Source organism: Streptomyces sp. STAM6 (genome assembly GCF_054963715.1).
On sequence record NZ_JBUEFZ010000063.1, the window covers coordinates 1 to 16,373 of the forward strand.

13 protein-coding genes are annotated in these 16,373 nt (G+C 72.1%); 10 read left to right on the forward strand and 3 right to left on the reverse strand.

Annotated features, from left to right (window positions below):
* Nucleotides 1–297 precede the first annotated feature (297 nt).
* Nucleotides 298–1,872: a ricin-type beta-trefoil lectin domain protein gene (locus tag ACY34K_RS33170; RefSeq protein WP_462753867.1), complete on the reverse strand. Its 1,575-nt coding sequence runs from the start codon at nucleotides 1,870–1,872 to the stop codon at nucleotides 298–300.
* A gap of 106 nt (nucleotides 1,873–1,978) precedes the next feature.
* On the opposite strand from ACY34K_RS33170, the gene ACY34K_RS33175 reads away from it, so the two are divergent.
* The 3 genes from ACY34K_RS33175 to ACY34K_RS33185 all read left to right on the forward strand — a co-directional run bounded on the left by ACY34K_RS33175 (nucleotide 1,979) and on the right by ACY34K_RS33185 (nucleotide 6,620).
* Nucleotides 1,979–3,379 (forward strand): class II fumarate hydratase, encoded by a 1,401-nt coding sequence (locus tag ACY34K_RS33175; RefSeq protein ID WP_462753869.1) that lies wholly within the window; start codon nucleotides 1,979–1,981, stop codon nucleotides 3,377–3,379.
* Between the two features lie 82 nt (nucleotides 3,380–3,461).
* Complete coding sequence (gene fomD, locus ACY34K_RS33180) at nucleotides 3,462–4,148, forward strand: cytidylyl-2-hydroxypropylphosphonate hydrolase (RefSeq protein WP_462753870.1); 687 nt, start codon at nucleotides 3,462–3,464, stop codon at nucleotides 4,146–4,148.
* A 216-nt stretch (nucleotides 4,149–4,364) separates the two neighbouring features.
* Nucleotides 4,365–6,620, forward strand: coding sequence for a SpoIIE family protein phosphatase (locus ACY34K_RS33185; protein ID WP_462753872.1), 2,256 nt, complete (start codon nucleotides 4,365–4,367; stop codon nucleotides 6,618–6,620).
* A gap of 90 nt (nucleotides 6,621–6,710) precedes the next feature.
* On the opposite strand, the gene ACY34K_RS33190 is transcribed toward ACY34K_RS33185, so the two are convergent.
* Entirely contained in the window at nucleotides 6,711–8,948 is a 2,238-nt protein-coding gene (locus tag ACY34K_RS33190) for a transglycosylase domain-containing protein (protein WP_462753874.1), read from the reverse strand.
* 243 nt (nucleotides 8,949–9,191) lie between these two features.
* On the opposite strand from ACY34K_RS33190, the gene ACY34K_RS33195 reads away from it, so the two are divergent.
* The 5 genes from ACY34K_RS33195 to ACY34K_RS33215 all read left to right on the forward strand — a co-directional run bounded on the left by ACY34K_RS33195 (nucleotide 9,192) and on the right by ACY34K_RS33215 (nucleotide 14,013).
* Nucleotides 9,192–10,136 (forward strand): SPFH domain-containing protein, encoded by a 945-nt coding sequence (locus tag ACY34K_RS33195; RefSeq protein WP_462753876.1) that lies wholly within the window; start codon nucleotides 9,192–9,194, stop codon nucleotides 10,134–10,136.
* Nucleotides 10,133–10,387, forward strand: coding sequence for a type II toxin-antitoxin system antitoxin (locus tag ACY34K_RS33200; RefSeq protein ID WP_462753878.1), 255 nt, complete (start codon nucleotides 10,133–10,135; stop codon nucleotides 10,385–10,387). The genes ACY34K_RS33195 and ACY34K_RS33200 overlap by 4 nt, the downstream gene beginning before the upstream one ends.
* Before the next feature lie 79 nt (nucleotides 10,388–10,466).
* A complete protein-coding gene (locus ACY34K_RS33205; RefSeq protein WP_462753880.1) occupies nucleotides 10,467–10,991 on the forward strand; it encodes a PadR family transcriptional regulator in 525 nt (174 codons plus the stop codon).
* Entirely contained in the window at nucleotides 10,988–11,668 is a 681-nt protein-coding gene (locus tag ACY34K_RS33210; RefSeq protein ID WP_462753882.1) for an ABC transporter ATP-binding protein, read from the forward strand. Before ACY34K_RS33205 ends, ACY34K_RS33210 begins: the two co-directional genes overlap by 4 nt.
* Nucleotides 11,665–14,013 (forward strand): ABC transporter permease, encoded by a 2,349-nt coding sequence (locus ACY34K_RS33215; RefSeq protein ID WP_462753884.1) that lies wholly within the window; start codon nucleotides 11,665–11,667, stop codon nucleotides 14,011–14,013. The genes ACY34K_RS33210 and ACY34K_RS33215 overlap by 4 nt, the downstream gene beginning before the upstream one ends.
* A gap of 130 nt (nucleotides 14,014–14,143) precedes the next feature.
* On the opposite strand, the gene ACY34K_RS33220 is transcribed toward ACY34K_RS33215, so the two are convergent.
* A complete protein-coding gene (locus ACY34K_RS33220) occupies nucleotides 14,144–15,127 on the reverse strand; it encodes a LysR substrate-binding domain-containing protein (RefSeq protein ID WP_462753886.1) in 984 nt (327 codons plus the stop codon).
* A 99-nt stretch (nucleotides 15,128–15,226) separates the two neighbouring features.
* On the opposite strand from ACY34K_RS33220, the gene ACY34K_RS33225 reads away from it, so the two are divergent.
* Both ACY34K_RS33225 and ACY34K_RS33230 read left to right on the forward strand, forming a co-directional pair.
* Nucleotides 15,227–15,781, forward strand: a complete 555-nt coding sequence (locus ACY34K_RS33225; RefSeq protein WP_462753888.1) for a peroxiredoxin — start codon at nucleotides 15,227–15,229, stop codon at nucleotides 15,779–15,781.
* Nucleotides 15,782–15,784: 3 nt separating this feature from the next.
* The gene (locus ACY34K_RS33230; protein ID WP_462753890.1) at nucleotides 15,785–16,318 is read left to right on the forward strand and encodes an alkyl hydroperoxide reductase; all 534 of its coding nucleotides are present in this window, start codon (nucleotides 15,785–15,787) and stop codon (nucleotides 16,316–16,318) included.
* The last annotated feature ends 55 nt before the right edge of the window (nucleotides 16,319–16,373 follow it).

A 16,373-nucleotide genomic window follows, 5' to 3' on the forward strand; every position in this document is an offset into this window, starting at 1 on the left:
GCGCAGGCCGCACCCGGAAACGGGGCAGGCCCACCGGCAGGCACCACACCCGCATCCGGGATACGGCCGGGCCCACCCACCGGGCAGCCACCACACCCTCACCCGGGATACGTCGGGCCCACCGACCGGCAAGCACCGCACCCGCACCCGCACCCGGAACGGGGCAGCCCCGCCCACCGGGCAGGCACCACACCCGCACCCGGGAACGGGGCAGCCCCACCCACCGGCGGTGGCCGCACCCGCACCCGCACCCGCCCCGCACCCGCAGGGTGCCGCATCCGCGAAGCGGCGGGCGCCTCAGGCGAAGCGCTGGCGGGCCGACCCGTCGCACGGCTGGAGCCGCGCCGCGTCCTTCGCCGACGCCAGCGTCACGCACAGCCCCCGCGCCGCCGCGGGCCGCAGCGTTCCCCCCTCGCGCACGAACTGCTGGTTCGCCGTGCCGGAGCAGTCCCAGAGGATCAGCCCCGCGCCCGCCCGGTAGTCGGCGCCCGGGACGTCGAGGCAGCGGTCGTGGGTGAGCTCGGTGCGGACGGACTTCCGGTCGGCGTCGTACCACCAGTTCTGGTTGCGGCCGCCGTGGCAGTCCCATCCTCCGACCGCGGTGCCGTTGCGGGTGACGGACGCGGTGACGTCCAGGCAAGTCCCGGTGGCGTCGTTGCGGAGGGGCTTGAACATGTCGTCCCATGCCCCGGGCAGCAGTACGGGCTTGCCCGTGGAGGCGGGGTCGGCGCAACTCGCTTCGCGTGTGTCCGCGTTGTACAGCTGTGTGAGGCAGGCGGCGAACGCCGCGTGCCCGGCCGCGTTGGGGTGGAAGGACTGGCGGACGGAGTTCGCGTCGGGTGTGCCGGGCTTGGACAGGTCGATGTACAGGCCGCGGGCCCAGGTGCTGTCCATGCACACTTCGTGGCCGTGGAAGAGGCGCGAGTTGTCGAGGTAGACGGCTCCGGTGTTCGCGGCGGCTTTCCTCATGCCGCGTTCGAACGCGGGTACGGCGGTGTTGCGGCCCCAGACGGTGTCGGAGTCGTAGCCGAGTCCTCCGCAGGCGAGCTTGCCGGGGAAGTTCGGGTTGTCGCGGAAGTCGGGGCCGATCGGGCTCGGGTAGCCCATGACGACGAGTTTGTAGTCGCCGTCGGCGTACCCGGCGTCGCGCATGACCGTCCTGAGGTCGCGGACGGTCTGTTCGACCTTGGGGACGAGCGCGTCGACGCGGGCCTGCCAGCCGCCCGCGTACGTGGGCTCGCAGGGGCCCTGGAGCGTGAGGTAGCGGGTGACGCAGTCGGTCATGACGGGACCGAACTGGAGGTCGTCGTTGGCGCCGGCGACGAGCAGCACCATCTTGATGCGGGTGTTGCGGGCCTTGATGGCGAGGTTGTCGCTCTGGACGAGTTCGTCGGCGTACTGCTTGCCGCCGCCGATGCGGATGTTGCCGGTGTACGCGCCGGAGCAGGAGACGTTGTAGGTGACGTCGGCGGGGATGCCGGTGCGGTGGATCGCGGCGTCGGGTGAGCGGTGGCACCAGTTGTCGGGGCCGTTGGTCCCCGGTTCGTAGGTGCCGACGCCCTCGCCGGAGATCTCGCTGTCGCCGAGCGAGATCAGGCCGGTCTTGCGGTCGGCGAGAGGCCGTTCGGCGGGGCTGCCGTACAGCGTGGTGGCTTCGGCGGCACGGATCCGCTCCAGTTCCGGGGAGAGGGGTACGGAGGTGATTCCGGGGCGGGGGTTTTCGGCCGCGGTGGCCGGGGTGGTGGCGGCGGTACCGCCGAGGGCGGCGGCGAGGGCCGTGGCCGCCGCGACCGTACATCGGAGCACCGAGCCGCGGCCGGACCTCGGGGACCTGGGCGCGGCTTGCCCGGTCCTGCTGCTGACGCGCGTCATTGCGCCTCCTGGAAGTGGGGTTACCCACGGTTTTTACTGGCCGGTACGCGCCTTGGGAATACACAGAACAAGACAAGTGCTCAACTTTTCAAGGAGGTTGGACGACATGAGCGACGCCAGCGAGTACCGGATCGAGCACGACTCCATGGGAGAGGTGAAGGTCCCCGCGCACGCCAAGTGGCGGGCCCAGACCCAGCGGGCGGTGGAGAACTTCCCCGTCTCCGGGCAGCGCCTGGAGCGCGCCCACATCGAGGCCCTGGCCCGCATCAAGGCGGCCGCGGCCAAGGTCAACGCCGAGCTCGGCGTGCTCGACGAGGACATCGCCGGGGCAATCCAGGAGGCGGCCGCGGAGGTCGCCGAGGGCCGGTGGGACGAGCACTTCCCGGTCGACGTCTTCCAGACGGGCTCCGGCACCTCCTCCAACATGAACACCAACGAGGTCCTGGCCACCCTGGCCGGTGAGCGCCTCGGCCGCCCGGGCGCCGTCCACCCCAACGACCACGTCAACGCGTCCCAGTCGTCCAACGACGTCTTCCCCTCCTCCATCCACATCGCGGCGACCGCAGCCGTCACCCGTGACCTGGTCCCCGCCCTCGACCACCTGGCGGCTTCCCTGGAGCGGAAATCAGCCGAATTCGCGAACGTGGTGAAGTCGGGCCGCACCCATCTGATGGACGCGACCCCGGTGACCCTGGGGCAGGAGTTCGGCGGGTACGCGGCCCAGATCCGCTACGGCGTCGAACGGCTGCGCGCCTCGCTGCCCCGGCTGGCCGAACTGCCCCTCGGCGGCACCGCGGTCGGCACCGGCATCAACACCCCGCCCGGCTTCTCGGCCGCCGTCATCGCCGAGGTCGCGCGGGCCACCGGGCTGCCGCTGACGGAGGCCCGCGACCACTTCGAGGCGCAGGGCGCGCGCGACGGGCTGGTGGAGACGTCCGGCCAGCTCAGGACCATCGCCGTCGGCCTCACCAAGATCTCCAACGATCTGCGCTGGATGGCGTCCGGGCCGCGCACCGGCCTGGCCGAGATCAATCTGCCGGACCTCCAGCCGGGCTCGTCGATCATGCCGGGGAAGGTCAACCCGGTGATCCCGGAGGCGGTGCTGATGGTCGCCGCGCAGGTCACCGGCAACGACCTGACCGTGGCGACGGCCGGCGCCGCGGGGAACTTCGAGCTCAACGTGATGCTGCCGGTCATGGCCAAGAACCTGCTGGAGTCGGTGCGCCTGCTGGCCAACGCCGCCCGTCTGCTCGCGGACCGCACCGTCGACGGCATCACCGCCAACGCCGAGCGGGCCCGCGAGTACGCCGAGTCCTCACCGTCCGTCGTGACCCCGCTGAACAAGTACATCGGGTACGAGGAGGCGGCGAAGGTCGCCAAGAAGTCGCTGGCCGAGCGCAGGACGATCCGTGAGGTGGTCCTGGAGTCGGGGTACGTCGAGCGGGGCGACCTGACCTTGTCCCAGCTGGACGAGGCGCTCGACGTCCTGCGGATGACGCGGCCCTGACCTGCGCCGACGCGGCCGAAAGCGCCCGCTGCCCGTGATCTGCGTCGCGGCGGGCGCCCTGGGACCCCCCTAAGATCTGCGCATGACAGCCGAGACGACAGGGGGCGGGGCGCGTGCCGACGGTGCGCGCTGGGAGCGGGGTGCCCGGATTCTGTGGCGCTACCGGGACAACGGCACCGGCCAGGTCCACATCTGCCGGCCCGTGACCGTCGTCCAGGACACCGCCGAGCTGCTGGCCGTCTGGATGGCGCCCGGCACGGAGTGCGTCAAGCCCGTGCTCGCCGACGGCACCCCCGTGCACGAGGAGCCGCTCGCCACCCGGTACACCGCCCCGCGCACCACCATCCGCACCCGCTGGACGGGCACGGGCGTGCTGAAGCTGGCCCGTCCGGGGGAGCCGTGGTCGGTGTGGCTGTTCTGGGAGCAGGGCTGGCGCTTCCGCAGCTGGTACGTGAACCTGGAGGAGCCGCAGACCCGTTGGGCGGGCGGCGTGGACTCCGAGGACCACTTCCTCGACATCTCGGTGTACCCGGACCGCAGTTGGCTCTGGCGCGACGAGGACGAGTTCGCCCAGGCCCAGCGCAGCGGGCTGATGAACACGGCGCAGGCCGCACGCGTACGAGAGGCCGGGCGCGCCGCGGTCGAGGTGATCCGCGCCTGGGGAACGCCCTTCGCGGACGGCTGGGAGAACTGGCGGCCGGACCCGCGCTGGGCGGTTCCCGAGCTACCGGCGGACTGGGATCGCACCCCGGCGCACACGGCTCCATGAGACCCTTGATGCGCCCCTGGGGTACAAACGTAGGATCGTCCTCCGCAAGTCCGCGAAGCAGCAACGACTGAGCACAGAGCAGGACCTGACCGTAAGTCATCAACGAGGGGGTGGCGCCGTGCCTGATGTGTGCCCGGATCCGTCCCCCCTTGTCGGCGGCGCCCCCAGAGCGGGTATAGCGCCTGACAGAGCGATTGCATCGCACAACCGGCCCGGATGGACGGAACCTCACGCGTGACGGAGCATCCCACCTCCCACGAAGGCCGGCAGCCCCTCGCTGCCCGGCCGCAGGAACGCACTCGGCCGCGGCAGGAGGCGCCCCCGGCGCCCGCCGCGTCGTCCGTCCCTGCGCCCGTGCCCGGGTCGTGCCCGGGGGCGGGGGCCGCCGTGTCCGCGTCCCGGCCCGGGTCGGGTACGGCAGCGGTCACCGGTCACGCGCCCGCGCCCGCGCCCGCCGCCGGGCACGCTCCCCTGTCCGCGCACGGCTCCGCTCCGGGACACGGCACGGGCCCCGCGTCCGGCCGGGGCCACGGCCCCGCCGCCGCGGGCGCGGCGCCCGCGGGTCACACGGCCGGTACGGGCGCGGGGGCCGGTACGGGCGCCGGGCCGGGCTCCGGTCCGGGTGCGGGGGCCGAGATGGCGCACCCGCCCGGCACCGGGAACGGACAGGGCATCGCCGCCGCCCCGGCGGACGGCCATCCCGGCCCCGGCGGCGTCGTGCCGGCGCAGTCCGGCCCCGCCCCGCAGGACCCGGTGGGCACCGCGCGGCGCGAGGGCGACCGGTTGCGGTTCGTGGGAGCCGCCACCCGGCGGATCGCCCGTGGCATCGACCTGGACGAGATCGTGCTCGGCCTGTGCCGGGCCACCGTGCCGACGTTCTCCGACGCGATCCTGGTGTATCTGCGCGATCCGCTGCCGGTCGGCGACGAGCGGCCGGTCGACCCGTTCGTACTGCGGCTGCGCCGTACGGACCGGCTGCGTTTAACGGACGACGACTCCGAGCTCGGTCTCGCCACGGCCGGTGCGGTGCCGGCCGGGGACGGCGATCTGGGGCCGGCCGCCGAGCTGTGCGAGGTCCGTGCCGGCGGGGCCCTCGCCGAGGTGCTGCGCGGTGTGCGCCCGGTCTTCGGGGACTCGGCGGCCGCCCGCGCGGCGCTGCCCGAGCTGCTCGGCGACGGCCGTTCCGTACCGGCCGGGCACCGGGCGATCCTCGCGCCGCTGCGCGGCCGCCGGCGGGTGATCGGGGCCGCGGTGTTCCTGCGCCGGCCCGACCGTCCGCCGTTCGAGCCGAACGACCTGCTGGTGGCGGCCCAGCTGGCGACGCACACCGCGCTCGGCATCGACAAGGCCGTGCTGTACGGGCGCGAGGCGTACATCGCCGACGAGCTGCAGCGCACGATGCTCCCGGAGACCCTGCCGCAACCGACCGGGGTGAAGCTTGCCTCCCGCTACCTGCCCGCGGCCGAGACGGCCCGGGTCGGCGGCGACTGGTACGACGCGATCCCGCTGCCGGGAAGCCGGGTCGCCCTCGTCGTGGGCGACGTCATGGGCCACTCGATGACCTCGGCCGCGATCATGGGCCAGCTGCGCACCACGGCCCAGACGCTGGCCGGGCTGGACCTGCCGCCGCAGGAGGTGCTGCACCACCTGGACGAGCAGGCCCAGCGACTCGGCGAGAACCGCATGGCGACCTGCCTGTACGCGGTGTACGACCCGGTCGCGCACCGGATCACCATCGCCAACGCGGGTCACCCGCCGCCGATACTGCTCCACCTCGGCGGCCGGGCGGAGGTGCTCCGTGTGCCGCCGGGCGCGCCGATCGGTGTGGGCGGCGTGGACTTCGAGGCGGTCGAGCTGGACGCCCCGGCGGGCGCGACGCTGCTGCTGTACACCGACGGGCTGGTCGAGTCGCGGCTGCGGGACGTGTGGACGGGGATAGAGCAGCTGCGCGAGCGACTGGCGGCCACGGCCCAGTTGACCGGCCCGGACCATTCCCCTCCGCTGGAGGCGCTCTGCGACGACGTGCTGGACATGCTCGGCCCGGGCGACCGGGACGACGACATCGCGCTGCTCGCCGCACGGTTCGACGGGATCGCGCCGAGCGATGTGGCCTACTGGTTCCTGGAGCCGGAGGACGCCGCGCCCGGGCGGGCCCGTCGGCTGGCGCGGCGGGCGCTGGCCCGGTGGGACCTGGAGGAGCTGTCGGACAGTGTGGAGCTGCTGGTCAGCGAGGTGGTCACGAACGCCGTGCGGTACGCGGAGCGGCCGGTGACGCTGCGGCTGCTGCGGACGGACGTGCTGCGCTGCGAGGTCGGTGACGACGCGCCGCAGCTGCCGAGGCAGCGGCGGGCCCGGGACACCGACGAGGGCGGGCGTGGACTGTTCCTGGTCAACCGGCTGGCCCGGCGGTGGGGTGCGACCCGGCTGTCGACCGGCAAGGTGGTCTGGTTCGAGCTGCCGACCCGCGTCTGAGCGGGCGTCCGGCGCGCGGCGCCGGGGAACGCACGAGTGGCCGGGCCCCGAGGGGGCCCGGCCACTTCGTTCATGCCGTCGTGCCGGCCGTCACGGCCCGAGCGGGTTCTCGATGGTGCCGTCTTCGTCACCGGGGCCGCCGGTCTGGCCCTGGTCGCCGTCCGTCCCGCCGTCGGTCGGGTCGGCGGTGGGCGTGTCCGTCGGCGTGGGGGTCGGCTTGGGCGTCCGGGGCGGGGTGCGCGTCGGGGCCGGCTCGCCCGTGGGCGTCCGCGTCGGCGTGGGCTCGTCCGTCGGCGACTCGGTCTCGGTCGGCTCGTCCGTCGGCGACTGGGTCGGGGCCGGCTCGTAGACGTCGGACTCGTCCACTTCCAGGTCGAACTCGGCGTCGGAGCCGCCGTCCAGGGCACCGGTGGTGTAGGCGCGCCAGATCCTGGCGGGGACGCCGCCGCCGTTGGCGCGGCCCGGGTTGATGGTGTCGGTCAGGGTGACCTGGCCCGTGCCGTCGGGCTGCTCGCCGAACAGGGCGACCGCGGTGACCAGTTCCGGGGTGTAGCCGACGAACCAGGCCGAGCGGTTGTTCTCCGACGTACCGGTCTTGCCGGCCGCCTGGTAGTCACCGGCCGCGTTCTGGCCCGAACCGTTCCGCACGACACCCCGCATGGCCTGGGTCACGGTGTCGGCCGCCTCGCGGCTGATCACCTGGTCGCCGACGGGGTCCTGGAGCAGGGGCGTGTTGTCCTTGTGCTCGGCGGACTTCACGATCGACGGCGTGACCAGCTTGCCGTGGTTGTCGAGGGTCGCGTACACACCGGCCATGTCCCACGGGGAGGCGCCCATCGTGCCGAGGGACATCGCGGGCTGCTCGACCCAGTCCTTGCTGTCCTTCATCCCGAGGGCGAGCGCGGTCTTCTTCACCTTCTCCGGGGTGACGTCGACGATCATCTGCGCGTAGACCGAGTTGATGGAGCTGTTGGTGGCGCGCTGGACCGTGACGGGGCCGTAGCTGCGGTCGTCCTCGTTCTCGGGGGCGAAGGGGGTGTCGCTGCCCTCGACGGGGCGCTTGCTCGTGCCGTCGTAGAGGGTGTTGAGCCCGATCTTCCGGCCGTCCTGGGTCTCCGAGCCGTTCTCCAGCGCGGAGGCGAGGACGATCGGCTTGAAGGTCGACGCCGGCTGGTAGTCGCGGCGGGTGGCGTTGGACAGCCAGTGCTCGGTGGCGCCGACGCCGCCGTAGAGGGCCACGACTCCGCCGGTCTTCGGGTCGACGGAGGCGGCACCCGCCTGGACGGTGGCGTCCGCCTTGTCGCCCTTGCGGTCGAGCTTCTCCTCCAGCTGCCGGTCGACGGCCTTGACGAGGTCCTTCTGGCGCCCCTCGTCGATGTTGAGGGTGATGGTCCACCCGCCGGCCGTGAGCAGCTCCTCACTGATGTCGCCCCGGCGGATCAGCTCCTGCTTGGCGGCCTCGACGATGTAGCCGGTCTGGCCCTCCATGCCGGGGGCGGCCTTGGGCTGCTTCGGCACGGGGAAGGTGAGCTTGGCGCGCTCGGCGGCCGACAGCCAGTTCTCCTCGACCATGTTGTCCAGGACGTAGTTCCAGCGCTCCTTCACCAGCTTGCGGCCGGTGGCGGACGCCGAGGTCCAGTCGTACTGGCTGGGGGCCTGCAGCAGGGCGGCCAGATAGGCGCCCTGGGACACCGTCAGCTTGCCCGCGTCGACGCCGTAGTAGGCCTGGGCGGCGGCCTGGATGCCGTAGGCGTTGCGGCCGTAGTAGCTGGTGTTCATGTAGCCCGCGAGGATCTCGGGCTTGCTCATGCGCTGGTCGACCTTGAGGGAGATCACCAGTTCCTTGAGCTTGCGGGTGACCGTCCGGTCCTGGTCCAGGTAGTAGTTCTTGACGTACTGCTGGGTGATGGTCGAGCCACCCTGCTTGCCCTTGCCGGTCAGGGTGTTGACGACACCTCGGGCGGTGCCCTTGATGTCGATGCCGGAGTCCTCGTAGAAGGTCTTGTTCTCGGCGGCGACGAACGCCCGCTCGACATCGTCGGGGATCTTGTCCAGGCCGACGATCTCGCGGTTCACCTTGCCGGTACGGGCCAGGACCTTGCCGTTGCTGTACTTGTAGACGTTGCTCTGCATCGTCGCCTGCGCGTTGGCCGTGGGGACGGGTACGAGCAGGTAGACCACGTACAGCGCGCCCATGGCGAGGAGGCAGAGGACGAAGAAGGTGCCGAACACCTTCTTCCAGGTGAAGAAGCGGCGTATGCCCGCGCCTCCGGTGTTCTCCCGACGCGTCCCCCGCTGCCGGGACCGTTGCGTTTCCGCTCGGCCCATCGCTTCTTCGCTCCCGCTCTGCTTCGTGTTCGTGCGTCCGTCACGGCCGGATCAGCTCAGCAAGCTAACACCGCCTGCGGTGACAAAGCTCCACGGAACCGGGCTTTTGGGACGTGACAATCAGCACCCGTCTCTAGGGAACCGACTCACCAGGGGTGCGAAGGGTTGCGAAGAACGATAAAGTGATATCACTTTGCTAGAGGCTCCGCCGCGGGCGGAGCCGCCGGAGAACGGGGGACCATCATGTCCGCGACCAGCACGAACAGCCCTGACAGCCAGCCCGGGGTACCCGAGATGCCCGCTCCACGCGTCCGGGAATTCGCCGCGCACAGCATCGGCGGCGGACTGGCCCTGCTGCTCGGCCTGGCCGGATTCGCGGCGGGCGTCTGCCTCGTGGTCGCGGGCGCCGCGGCCGGCGCGACCGCGCTGAAGGTGACCCTGATCGCGGCCGGCGTCCTGCTGGCGTTCGCCTCGTTCCTCGCGATGTGCGGGCTGAACATGGTGGCGCCCGGCGAGGCGCGGGTCGTCCAGCTCTTCGGGCGGTACCGGGGCACGATCCGCACCGACGGACTGCGCTGGGTGAACCCCTTCACCTCGCGCGCCAAGATCTCGACGCGGGTCCGCAACCACGAGACGGCCGTCCTGAAGGTCAATGACGCCTACGGCAACCCGATCGAGCTCGCCGCGGTGGTGGTGTGGCGGGTCGAGGACACCGCTCAGGCGATGTTCGAGGTCGACGACTTCCTGGAGTTCGTCTCCACGCAGACCGAGGCCGCCGTCCGCCACATCGCGATCGAGTACCCCTACGACGCGCACGACGAGGACGGGCTGTCGCTGCGCGGCAACGCCGAGGAGATCACCGAGAAGCTGGCGATCGAGCTGCACGCGCGCGTGGAGGCGGCGGGCGTCCACATCATCGAGTCGCGCTTCACTCACCTCGCGTACGCCCCGGAGATCGCCTCCGCGATGCTCCAGCGCCAGCAGGCGGGCGCCGTGGTGGCGGCGCGCCGGCAGATCGTGGACGGCGCGGTCGGCATGGTGGAGGCGGCGCTCGACCGGCTCACCGAGCGGGACATCGTGGAGCTCGACTCCGAGCGCAAGGCGGCGATGGTCTCCAACCTGATGGTGGTGCTGTGCGGTGACCGGGCGGCCCAGCCGGTCCTCAACACAGGCACCCTGTACCAGTGACCGAACGCCAGCAGCGCAAGCAGGTACTGCTCCGCCTCGATCCGGCCGTGTACGAGGCCCTGTCCCGCTGGGCGGCCGACGAGCTGCGCAGCGCCAATGCCCAGATCGAGTTCCTGCTGCGCAAGGCTCTGTCGGACGCGGGCCGCCTCCCGGCGGCCCCCGGCCCGATCCCCCGCCGGGGCCGCCCGCCCAAGGCGCCGCCGAAGGCCCCGCCCGAAGCGCCTCCCCGGACACCGCCGCACCGGACATGACGCCCGCGCGGGCGCGCCCCGCGCGGGCCTTCGCCACATCTATACATCGCGTGTATACGTGCTCTGTATAGTGTCCGTCATGTCTATCGGCCACGCCCTGCTCGGGCTTCTCGAGTCCGGCCCCCGGCACGGATACGACCTCAAGCGCGCCTTCGACGAGAAGTTCGGCCACGACCGCCCCCTGCACTACGGGCAGGTCTATTCGACGATGTCGCGGCTGCTGAAGAACGGCCTCGTGGAGGTCGAGGGCATCGAGGCCGGCGGCGGCCCCGACCGCAAGCGGTACGCCATCACCGAGGCCGGGATCACCGACGTCGACCGCTGGCTCGCCCAGCCGGAGAGGCCGGAGCCGTACCTCCAGTCGACCCTCTACACCAAGGTCGTCCTCGCCCTGCTCACCGGGCGCGACGCGGCCGACCTCCTGGACACGCAGCGGGCCGAGCACCTGCGGCTGATGCGCGAGCTGACCCGCCGCAAGAAGGACGGCGACCTCGCCGACCAGCTCATCTGCGACCACGCGCTCTTCCACCTGGAGGCCGACCTGCGCTGGCTGGAGCTGACCGCCGCGCGGCTCGGGCCGCTGGCGGAGGCGGTGAAGCGGTGACCGGCACCCTGCTGTCGGCGTCCGGCGTCCACAAGACGTACGGCGCCACACCCGCTCTCACCGGCGCCGACTTCTCGGTCCGGGCCGGCGAGGTCGTGGCCGTCATGGGCCCTTCGGGGTCGGGCAAGTCGACACTGCTGCACTGTCTCGCCGGGATCGTCCGGCCGGACGCCGGGACCATCACCTACGACGGACGGGACCTTTCGTCGATGTCCGACGCCGCCCGCAGCGCGCTGCGCCGCGGCGACTTCGGGTTCGTCTTCCAGTTCGGCCAGCTCGTGCCGGAGCTGAGCTGTGTGGAGAACGTCGCGCTGCCGCTGCGCCTCAACGGCGAGCGGCGCAAGCCGGCCGAACGCAGGGCGCTGGAGTGGCTGGAGCGCCTGGAGGTGGCCGACACGGCCGGCAAGCGGCCCGGTGAGGTCTCCGGCGGTCAGGGGCAGCGGATCGCCGTCGCCCGGTCCCTGGTGACCTCGCCTCGCGTGGTGTTCGCGGACGAGCCGACGGGCGCCCTGGACTCCCTCAACGGCGAGCGGGTGATGCAGTTGCTCACCGACGCCGCCCGGGACACCGGCGCCGCCGTGGTGCTGGTCACCCACGAGGCCCGGGTCGCCGCCTACTCCGACCGTGAGATCGTCGTGCGCGACGGCAGGGTCCGGGACACGGCGGGCCTCGTATGACTGTCCGGGCCTGGGCCCGTGACCTCGCCATGGGCGCCCGGTTCGCGGTGACCGGCGGCCGCCGGGGCTGGACGCGGACCCTGCTGACCGCCGTCGGCGTCGGCCTCGGCGTCGTGCTGCTGCTGGTCGCCGCCTCCGTGCCCAGGCTGATCGAGAGCCGCGACGACCGTGAGGTCGCCCGGTCGGTCCTGCTCACCGACGATGTCCGGCGCTCGGACCGCTCGTTCCTCTACCTCAACCAGTCGACGCTCTACCGTGGGGACACGATCAGCGGCATGGCGGTCCGGGCCGAGGGGGCCCGGGCCCCGGCGCCGCCCGGCCTGGAGAAGCTTCCCGGTCCCGGTGAGCTGGTCGTCTCCCCCGCCCTGGCCGAACTGCTGGCCTCGCCCGGCGGCGCGCTGCTGAAGGATCGTTTCCCCTACCGCACGACCGGCACGATCGGTGACGCCGGACTGATCGGCCCGGGCGAGCTGCGGTTCTACGCCGGCAGCTCCACACTGACCGAGGAGTCCGCGGACGGCCGTGGCGACCGGTTCGGCTACGCGATGCCCGCCGGCGAGCCGATGAGCGCCTTCCTGCTGCTGCTCATCGTGATCGCCTGCGTGGTGCTGCTGCTGCCCGTGCTGGTGTTCATCGCGACCGCCGTCCGCTTCGGCGGCGAGCAGCGCGACCGGCGGCTCGCCGCGCTGCGCCTGGTGGGCGCGGACAGCGGAATGGCGCGGCGGATCGCGGCCGGGGAGTCGCTGGCCGGTGCACTGCTGGGCCTGGCCGTGGGTGGGGTCCTGTTCGCGGTGGTACGACGGTTCCTCGGCGGCTTCACCGTGTGGGACGTCAACGCCTTCCCGTCCGACGTGGTTCCGGGCGCCGCCCTGACCGCGGGCGTCGTGGTGGCCGTGCCGGTCTCCGCGGTCGTGGTCACCGTTTTCGCGCTGCGGGGCATGGCGATCGAACCGCTGGGAGTCGTACGCAGCACCGCCCCGCGCCCCCGCCGGGTGTGGTGGCGGCTGACGCTGGTGGCGGCGGGCGCGGCACTGCTGCTGCCGATGTCCGGCGGGATCGCCGTCGGGGACACCGAGATCGCCACCCTGCAGATCACCACGGGCGCGGTACTGGCGCTCATGGGGCTCACCACACTGCTGCCGTGGCTGGTGGAGGCCGTGGTCGGCCGGCTGCGGGGCGGCCCGGTGCCGTGGCAGCTCGCCGTCCGCAGACTGCAGTTGAGCAGCAGCACGGCGGCCCGCGCGGTCAGCGGGATCGTGGTGGCCGCGGCCGGAGCGATCGCGCTCCAGATGCTCCTGCAGTCCATCCAGAGCGACTTCATGAAACCGACCAACATGGACTCCGCGCGGGCGCAGCTGGAGACGTGGGCGGACGTGAGGGACGGCACCGAGGCCCGCCGGATGATCGAGGGCTTCTCGGCGACGCAGGGCGTCGCGGGCGTGATCGGGACGATCGGCTCGTCGGCGCAGCGGCCCGGACCGCAGCGGCCCGGTGAGGACTTCGTCCCGACGACGTCGGTCACGGTCGGCGACTGCGCCTCGCTGAGCGAGCTGGCGCACCTGCCCTCCTGCGAGGACGGTGACGTGTTCATCGCGCGGACGCACGGCCGCGAGGGACCGTCGGACGACTACCTCGCCGAGACCGCCCGGCCCGGCGCCCGGGTGAATCTGCGCGTCGACGCGGACCGTCCCGGCGAGGATCCGGTGCTGTGGCGGATTCCGGAGACGGCCCACACGGTCGAGTCCCGGCGTGACCCGCTGGGACGGCTGCAGTTCGGCATCTTCGCGACACCGTCCGCCCTCGACGTGAGGAAGCTCGACGAGCCCACGGCGCAGGCGATGGTCCGGCTGGACGAGCGGGTCCCGGACGCGGCCGAGCACGTACGGAACACCGCGGCGCGGGTCGATCCGCTGATGGAGGTCCGCACGCTGCAGAACTTCGAGCGGGACCGGCGATACGGCAGCGTCCGGACGGGCATCTTCGCCGGGGCGACCGCGACGATGCTCCTCATCGCGGTGTCGCTGCTGGTCACGACGGTGGAACAGCTGCGGGACCGCAAGCGGCTGCTGTCGGTACTGGTCGCCTTCGGCACCCGCCGGTCCACGCTCGGCTGGTCCGTGCTGTGGCAGACGGCGGTACCGATCGCGCTGGGTCTGACCCTCGCGGTCGGGGGCGGTCTGGGCCTCGGCGTGGTCCTGCTGAAGATGATCGACAAACAGGTCACGGACTGGTGGGCGTTCCTGCCCGTGGCGGGTGTGGGCGGGGCCCTGATCCTGGCCGTGACGCTGCTGAGCCTGCCGCCGCTGTGGCGGCTGATGCGCCCGGACGGTCTGCGTACGGAGTGAGGGCCGGCAGCCCGGCCGGCCACCCGGGGTCAGGCACCGGGGGTCAGGCGCCCGGAGGCCGGGATGCCGGGGTCAGGCGCCCGGAGGCCGGGATACCGGGGTCAGGCGCCCGGGGGCCGGGATGCCGGGGTCAGGCGCCCGGGCCGAGCACCCGGACGGGCAGCGCCGCCATCGCCTCGCGCAGGGCGCCCGCGAACTCCTCGAACTCGGCCTGGCGCGCGGCGCCCGTCCGCATCGCCAGCGCGATCCGGCGCGAGGGGGCCGGGTCGGCGAACCAGCCGGTCAGCAGCCGGCTGTTGCGCCCGGTCTCGACCGTGACGGCCGTGCGCGGCAGCAGGGTCACGCCGAGGCCGCCGGCGACCAGCTGCACCAGCGTGGACAGTCCGGCCGCGGTCGTGGTGACCGCGGCGCCGTCGGTGCGGCCGGCCTCCCGGCAGATGTCCAGGGCCTGGTCGCGCAGGCAGTGCCCCTCGTCCAGGAGCAGCAGGTGCAGCTCCCGCAGGGCGTCGCGGGGGATGTCGGTGCGGCCGCCCAGCCAGTGGTCTTCGGGCGTGACCAGCACGAAGTCCTCGTCGAACAGGGGCAGTTCGGTGACGCCGGGGACACCGAGCGGGACGGCGAGGAGCAGCAGGTCGAGCCGGCCGGCCGCGAGACCGTCCAGCAGCGAGGAGGTCTGCTCCTCGTGGACCTGGAGCTCCAGGTCCGGGTACCGGTCGTGGACCAGCCGCAGGACCTCGGGCAGGAGATAGGGCGCGACGGTCGGGATGACACCGAGCCGCAGGACGCCGGTGAACGGCGCCTGGGCGGCCTCGGCCTCCTCCATCAGCTCACCGACGGCGTCCAGGACGGCCTTCGCCCGTACGGCCAGCCGCTCCCCCGCCGGCGAGAGCAGCACCTTGCGTGTCGTACGCTCCAGCAGCTGGACACCGAGTGCCTCTTCGAGGGCCGAAACCGCGCCCGAAAGGGCGGGCTGGCTCATCCCGATCGACGCGGCCGCGTCCCGGAAGTGCAGGTACTCCGCCACGGCCGCGAAGGCGCGCAACTGCGCCAGACTGGGCTGCTTACCCCTGTACACGGACACCACTGATAACCACCTTCGATCAACACGACCCATTCTAGCTATTTCACTGATCAATGCACGCCGTGCCACGATGGGTCACGTCCAACCCCCACGGAAGGCCTCAAAAGGGACTTCCCACTCGAAGGAGAGCGCGTGCTCACTGTCGGCGCCCAGTTCCCCACGTACGACCTGACCGCCTGTGTGTCGCTGGAGAGCGGCAAGGAGTTCGAGCAGATCAACCACAAGTCCTACGAGGGCAAGTGGCGCGTGGTGTTCTTCTGGCCGAAGGACTTCACCTTCGTCTGCCCCACCGAGATCGCCGCCTTCGGCAAGCTGAACGACGAGTTCGCCGACCGTGACGCCCAGATCCTCGGTGTCTCCGGCGACTCCGAGTTCGTGCACCACGCCTGGCGCAAGGACCACGCGGACCTGCGTGACCTGCCCTTCCCGATGCTCGCGGACTCCAAGCACGAGCTGATGCGCGACTGCGGCGTCGAGGGCGAGGACGGCTTCGCGCAGCGCGCCGTCTTCATCGTCGACCCGAACAACGAGATCCAGTTCACCATGGTGACCGCCGGCTCCGTCGGCCGTAACCCCAAGGAGGTCCTGCGGGTGCTGGACGCCCTGCAGACCGACGAGCTGTGCCCCTGCAACTGGAGCAAGGGCGAGGACACCCTGGACCCGGTCGCGCTCCTGGCGGGTGAGTGACCCATGGCGCTCGACGAGCTGAAGTCCGCCATACCGGACTACGCCAAGGACCTGAAGCTGAACCTCGGTTCGGTCATCGGCAACAGCGAGCTTCCGCAGCAGCAGCTGTGGGGCACCGTGCTGGCCTGCGCGATCGCCTCGCGCTCGCCGAAGGTCCTGCGTGAGCTGGAGCCCGAGGCCAAGGCGAACCTGAAGCCCGAGGCGTACGCGGCCGCCAAGTCCGCCGCCGCCATCATGGCGATGAACAACGTGTTCTACCGCACGCGCCACCTGCTCTCCGACCCGGAGTACGGCACGCTGCGCGCCGGTCTGCGGATGAACGTCATCGGCAACCCGGGTGTGGAGAAGGTCGACTTCGAGCTGTGGTCGCTCGCCGTCTCCGCGATCAACGGCTGCGGCCAGTGCCTGGACTCGCACGAGCAGGTGCTCCGCAAGGCCGGCGTGGACCGCGAGACGATCCAGGAGGCCGTGAAGATCGCCTCGGTGATCCAGGCGGTCGGCACGACGCTGGACGCGGAAGCCGTTCTGGCCGAGTAGCCACCACCGACGGGCCGTCCACCCGACACAGGCGAGAAGGGCCGCCGACCCGGGT

Bases quoted from the DNA above. Each gene is read 5' to 3' on its own strand.
- ACY34K_RS33170 (WP_462753867.1), bottom strand. From the start codon at position 1,872: ATGACGCGCGTCAGCAGCAGGACCGGGCAAGCCGCGCCCAGGTCCCCG.
- ACY34K_RS33175 (WP_462753869.1), top strand. From the start codon at position 1,979: ATGAGCGACGCCAGCGAGTACCGGATCGAGCACGACTCCATGGGAGAG.
- fomD (WP_462753870.1), top strand. From the start codon at position 3,462: ATGACAGCCGAGACGACAGGGGGCGGGGCGCGTGCCGACGGTGCGCGC.
- ACY34K_RS33185 (WP_462753872.1), top strand. From the start codon at position 4,365: ATGGACGGAACCTCACGCGTGACGGAGCATCCCACCTCCCACGAAGGC.
- ACY34K_RS33190 (WP_462753874.1), bottom strand. From the start codon at position 8,948: ATGGGCCGAGCGGAAACGCAACGGTCCCGGCAGCGGGGGACGCGTCGG.
- ACY34K_RS33195 (WP_462753876.1), top strand. From the start codon at position 9,192: ATGTCCGCGACCAGCACGAACAGCCCTGACAGCCAGCCCGGGGTACCC.
- ACY34K_RS33205 (WP_462753880.1), top strand. From the start codon at position 10,467: ATGTCTATCGGCCACGCCCTGCTCGGGCTTCTCGAGTCCGGCCCCCGG.
- ACY34K_RS33215 (WP_462753884.1), top strand. From the start codon at position 11,665: ATGACTGTCCGGGCCTGGGCCCGTGACCTCGCCATGGGCGCCCGGTTC.
- ACY34K_RS33220 (WP_462753886.1), bottom strand. From the start codon at position 15,127: ATGGGTCGTGTTGATCGAAGGTGGTTATCAGTGGTGTCCGTGTACAGG.
- ACY34K_RS33230 (WP_462753890.1), top strand. From the start codon at position 15,785: ATGGCGCTCGACGAGCTGAAGTCCGCCATACCGGACTACGCCAAGGAC.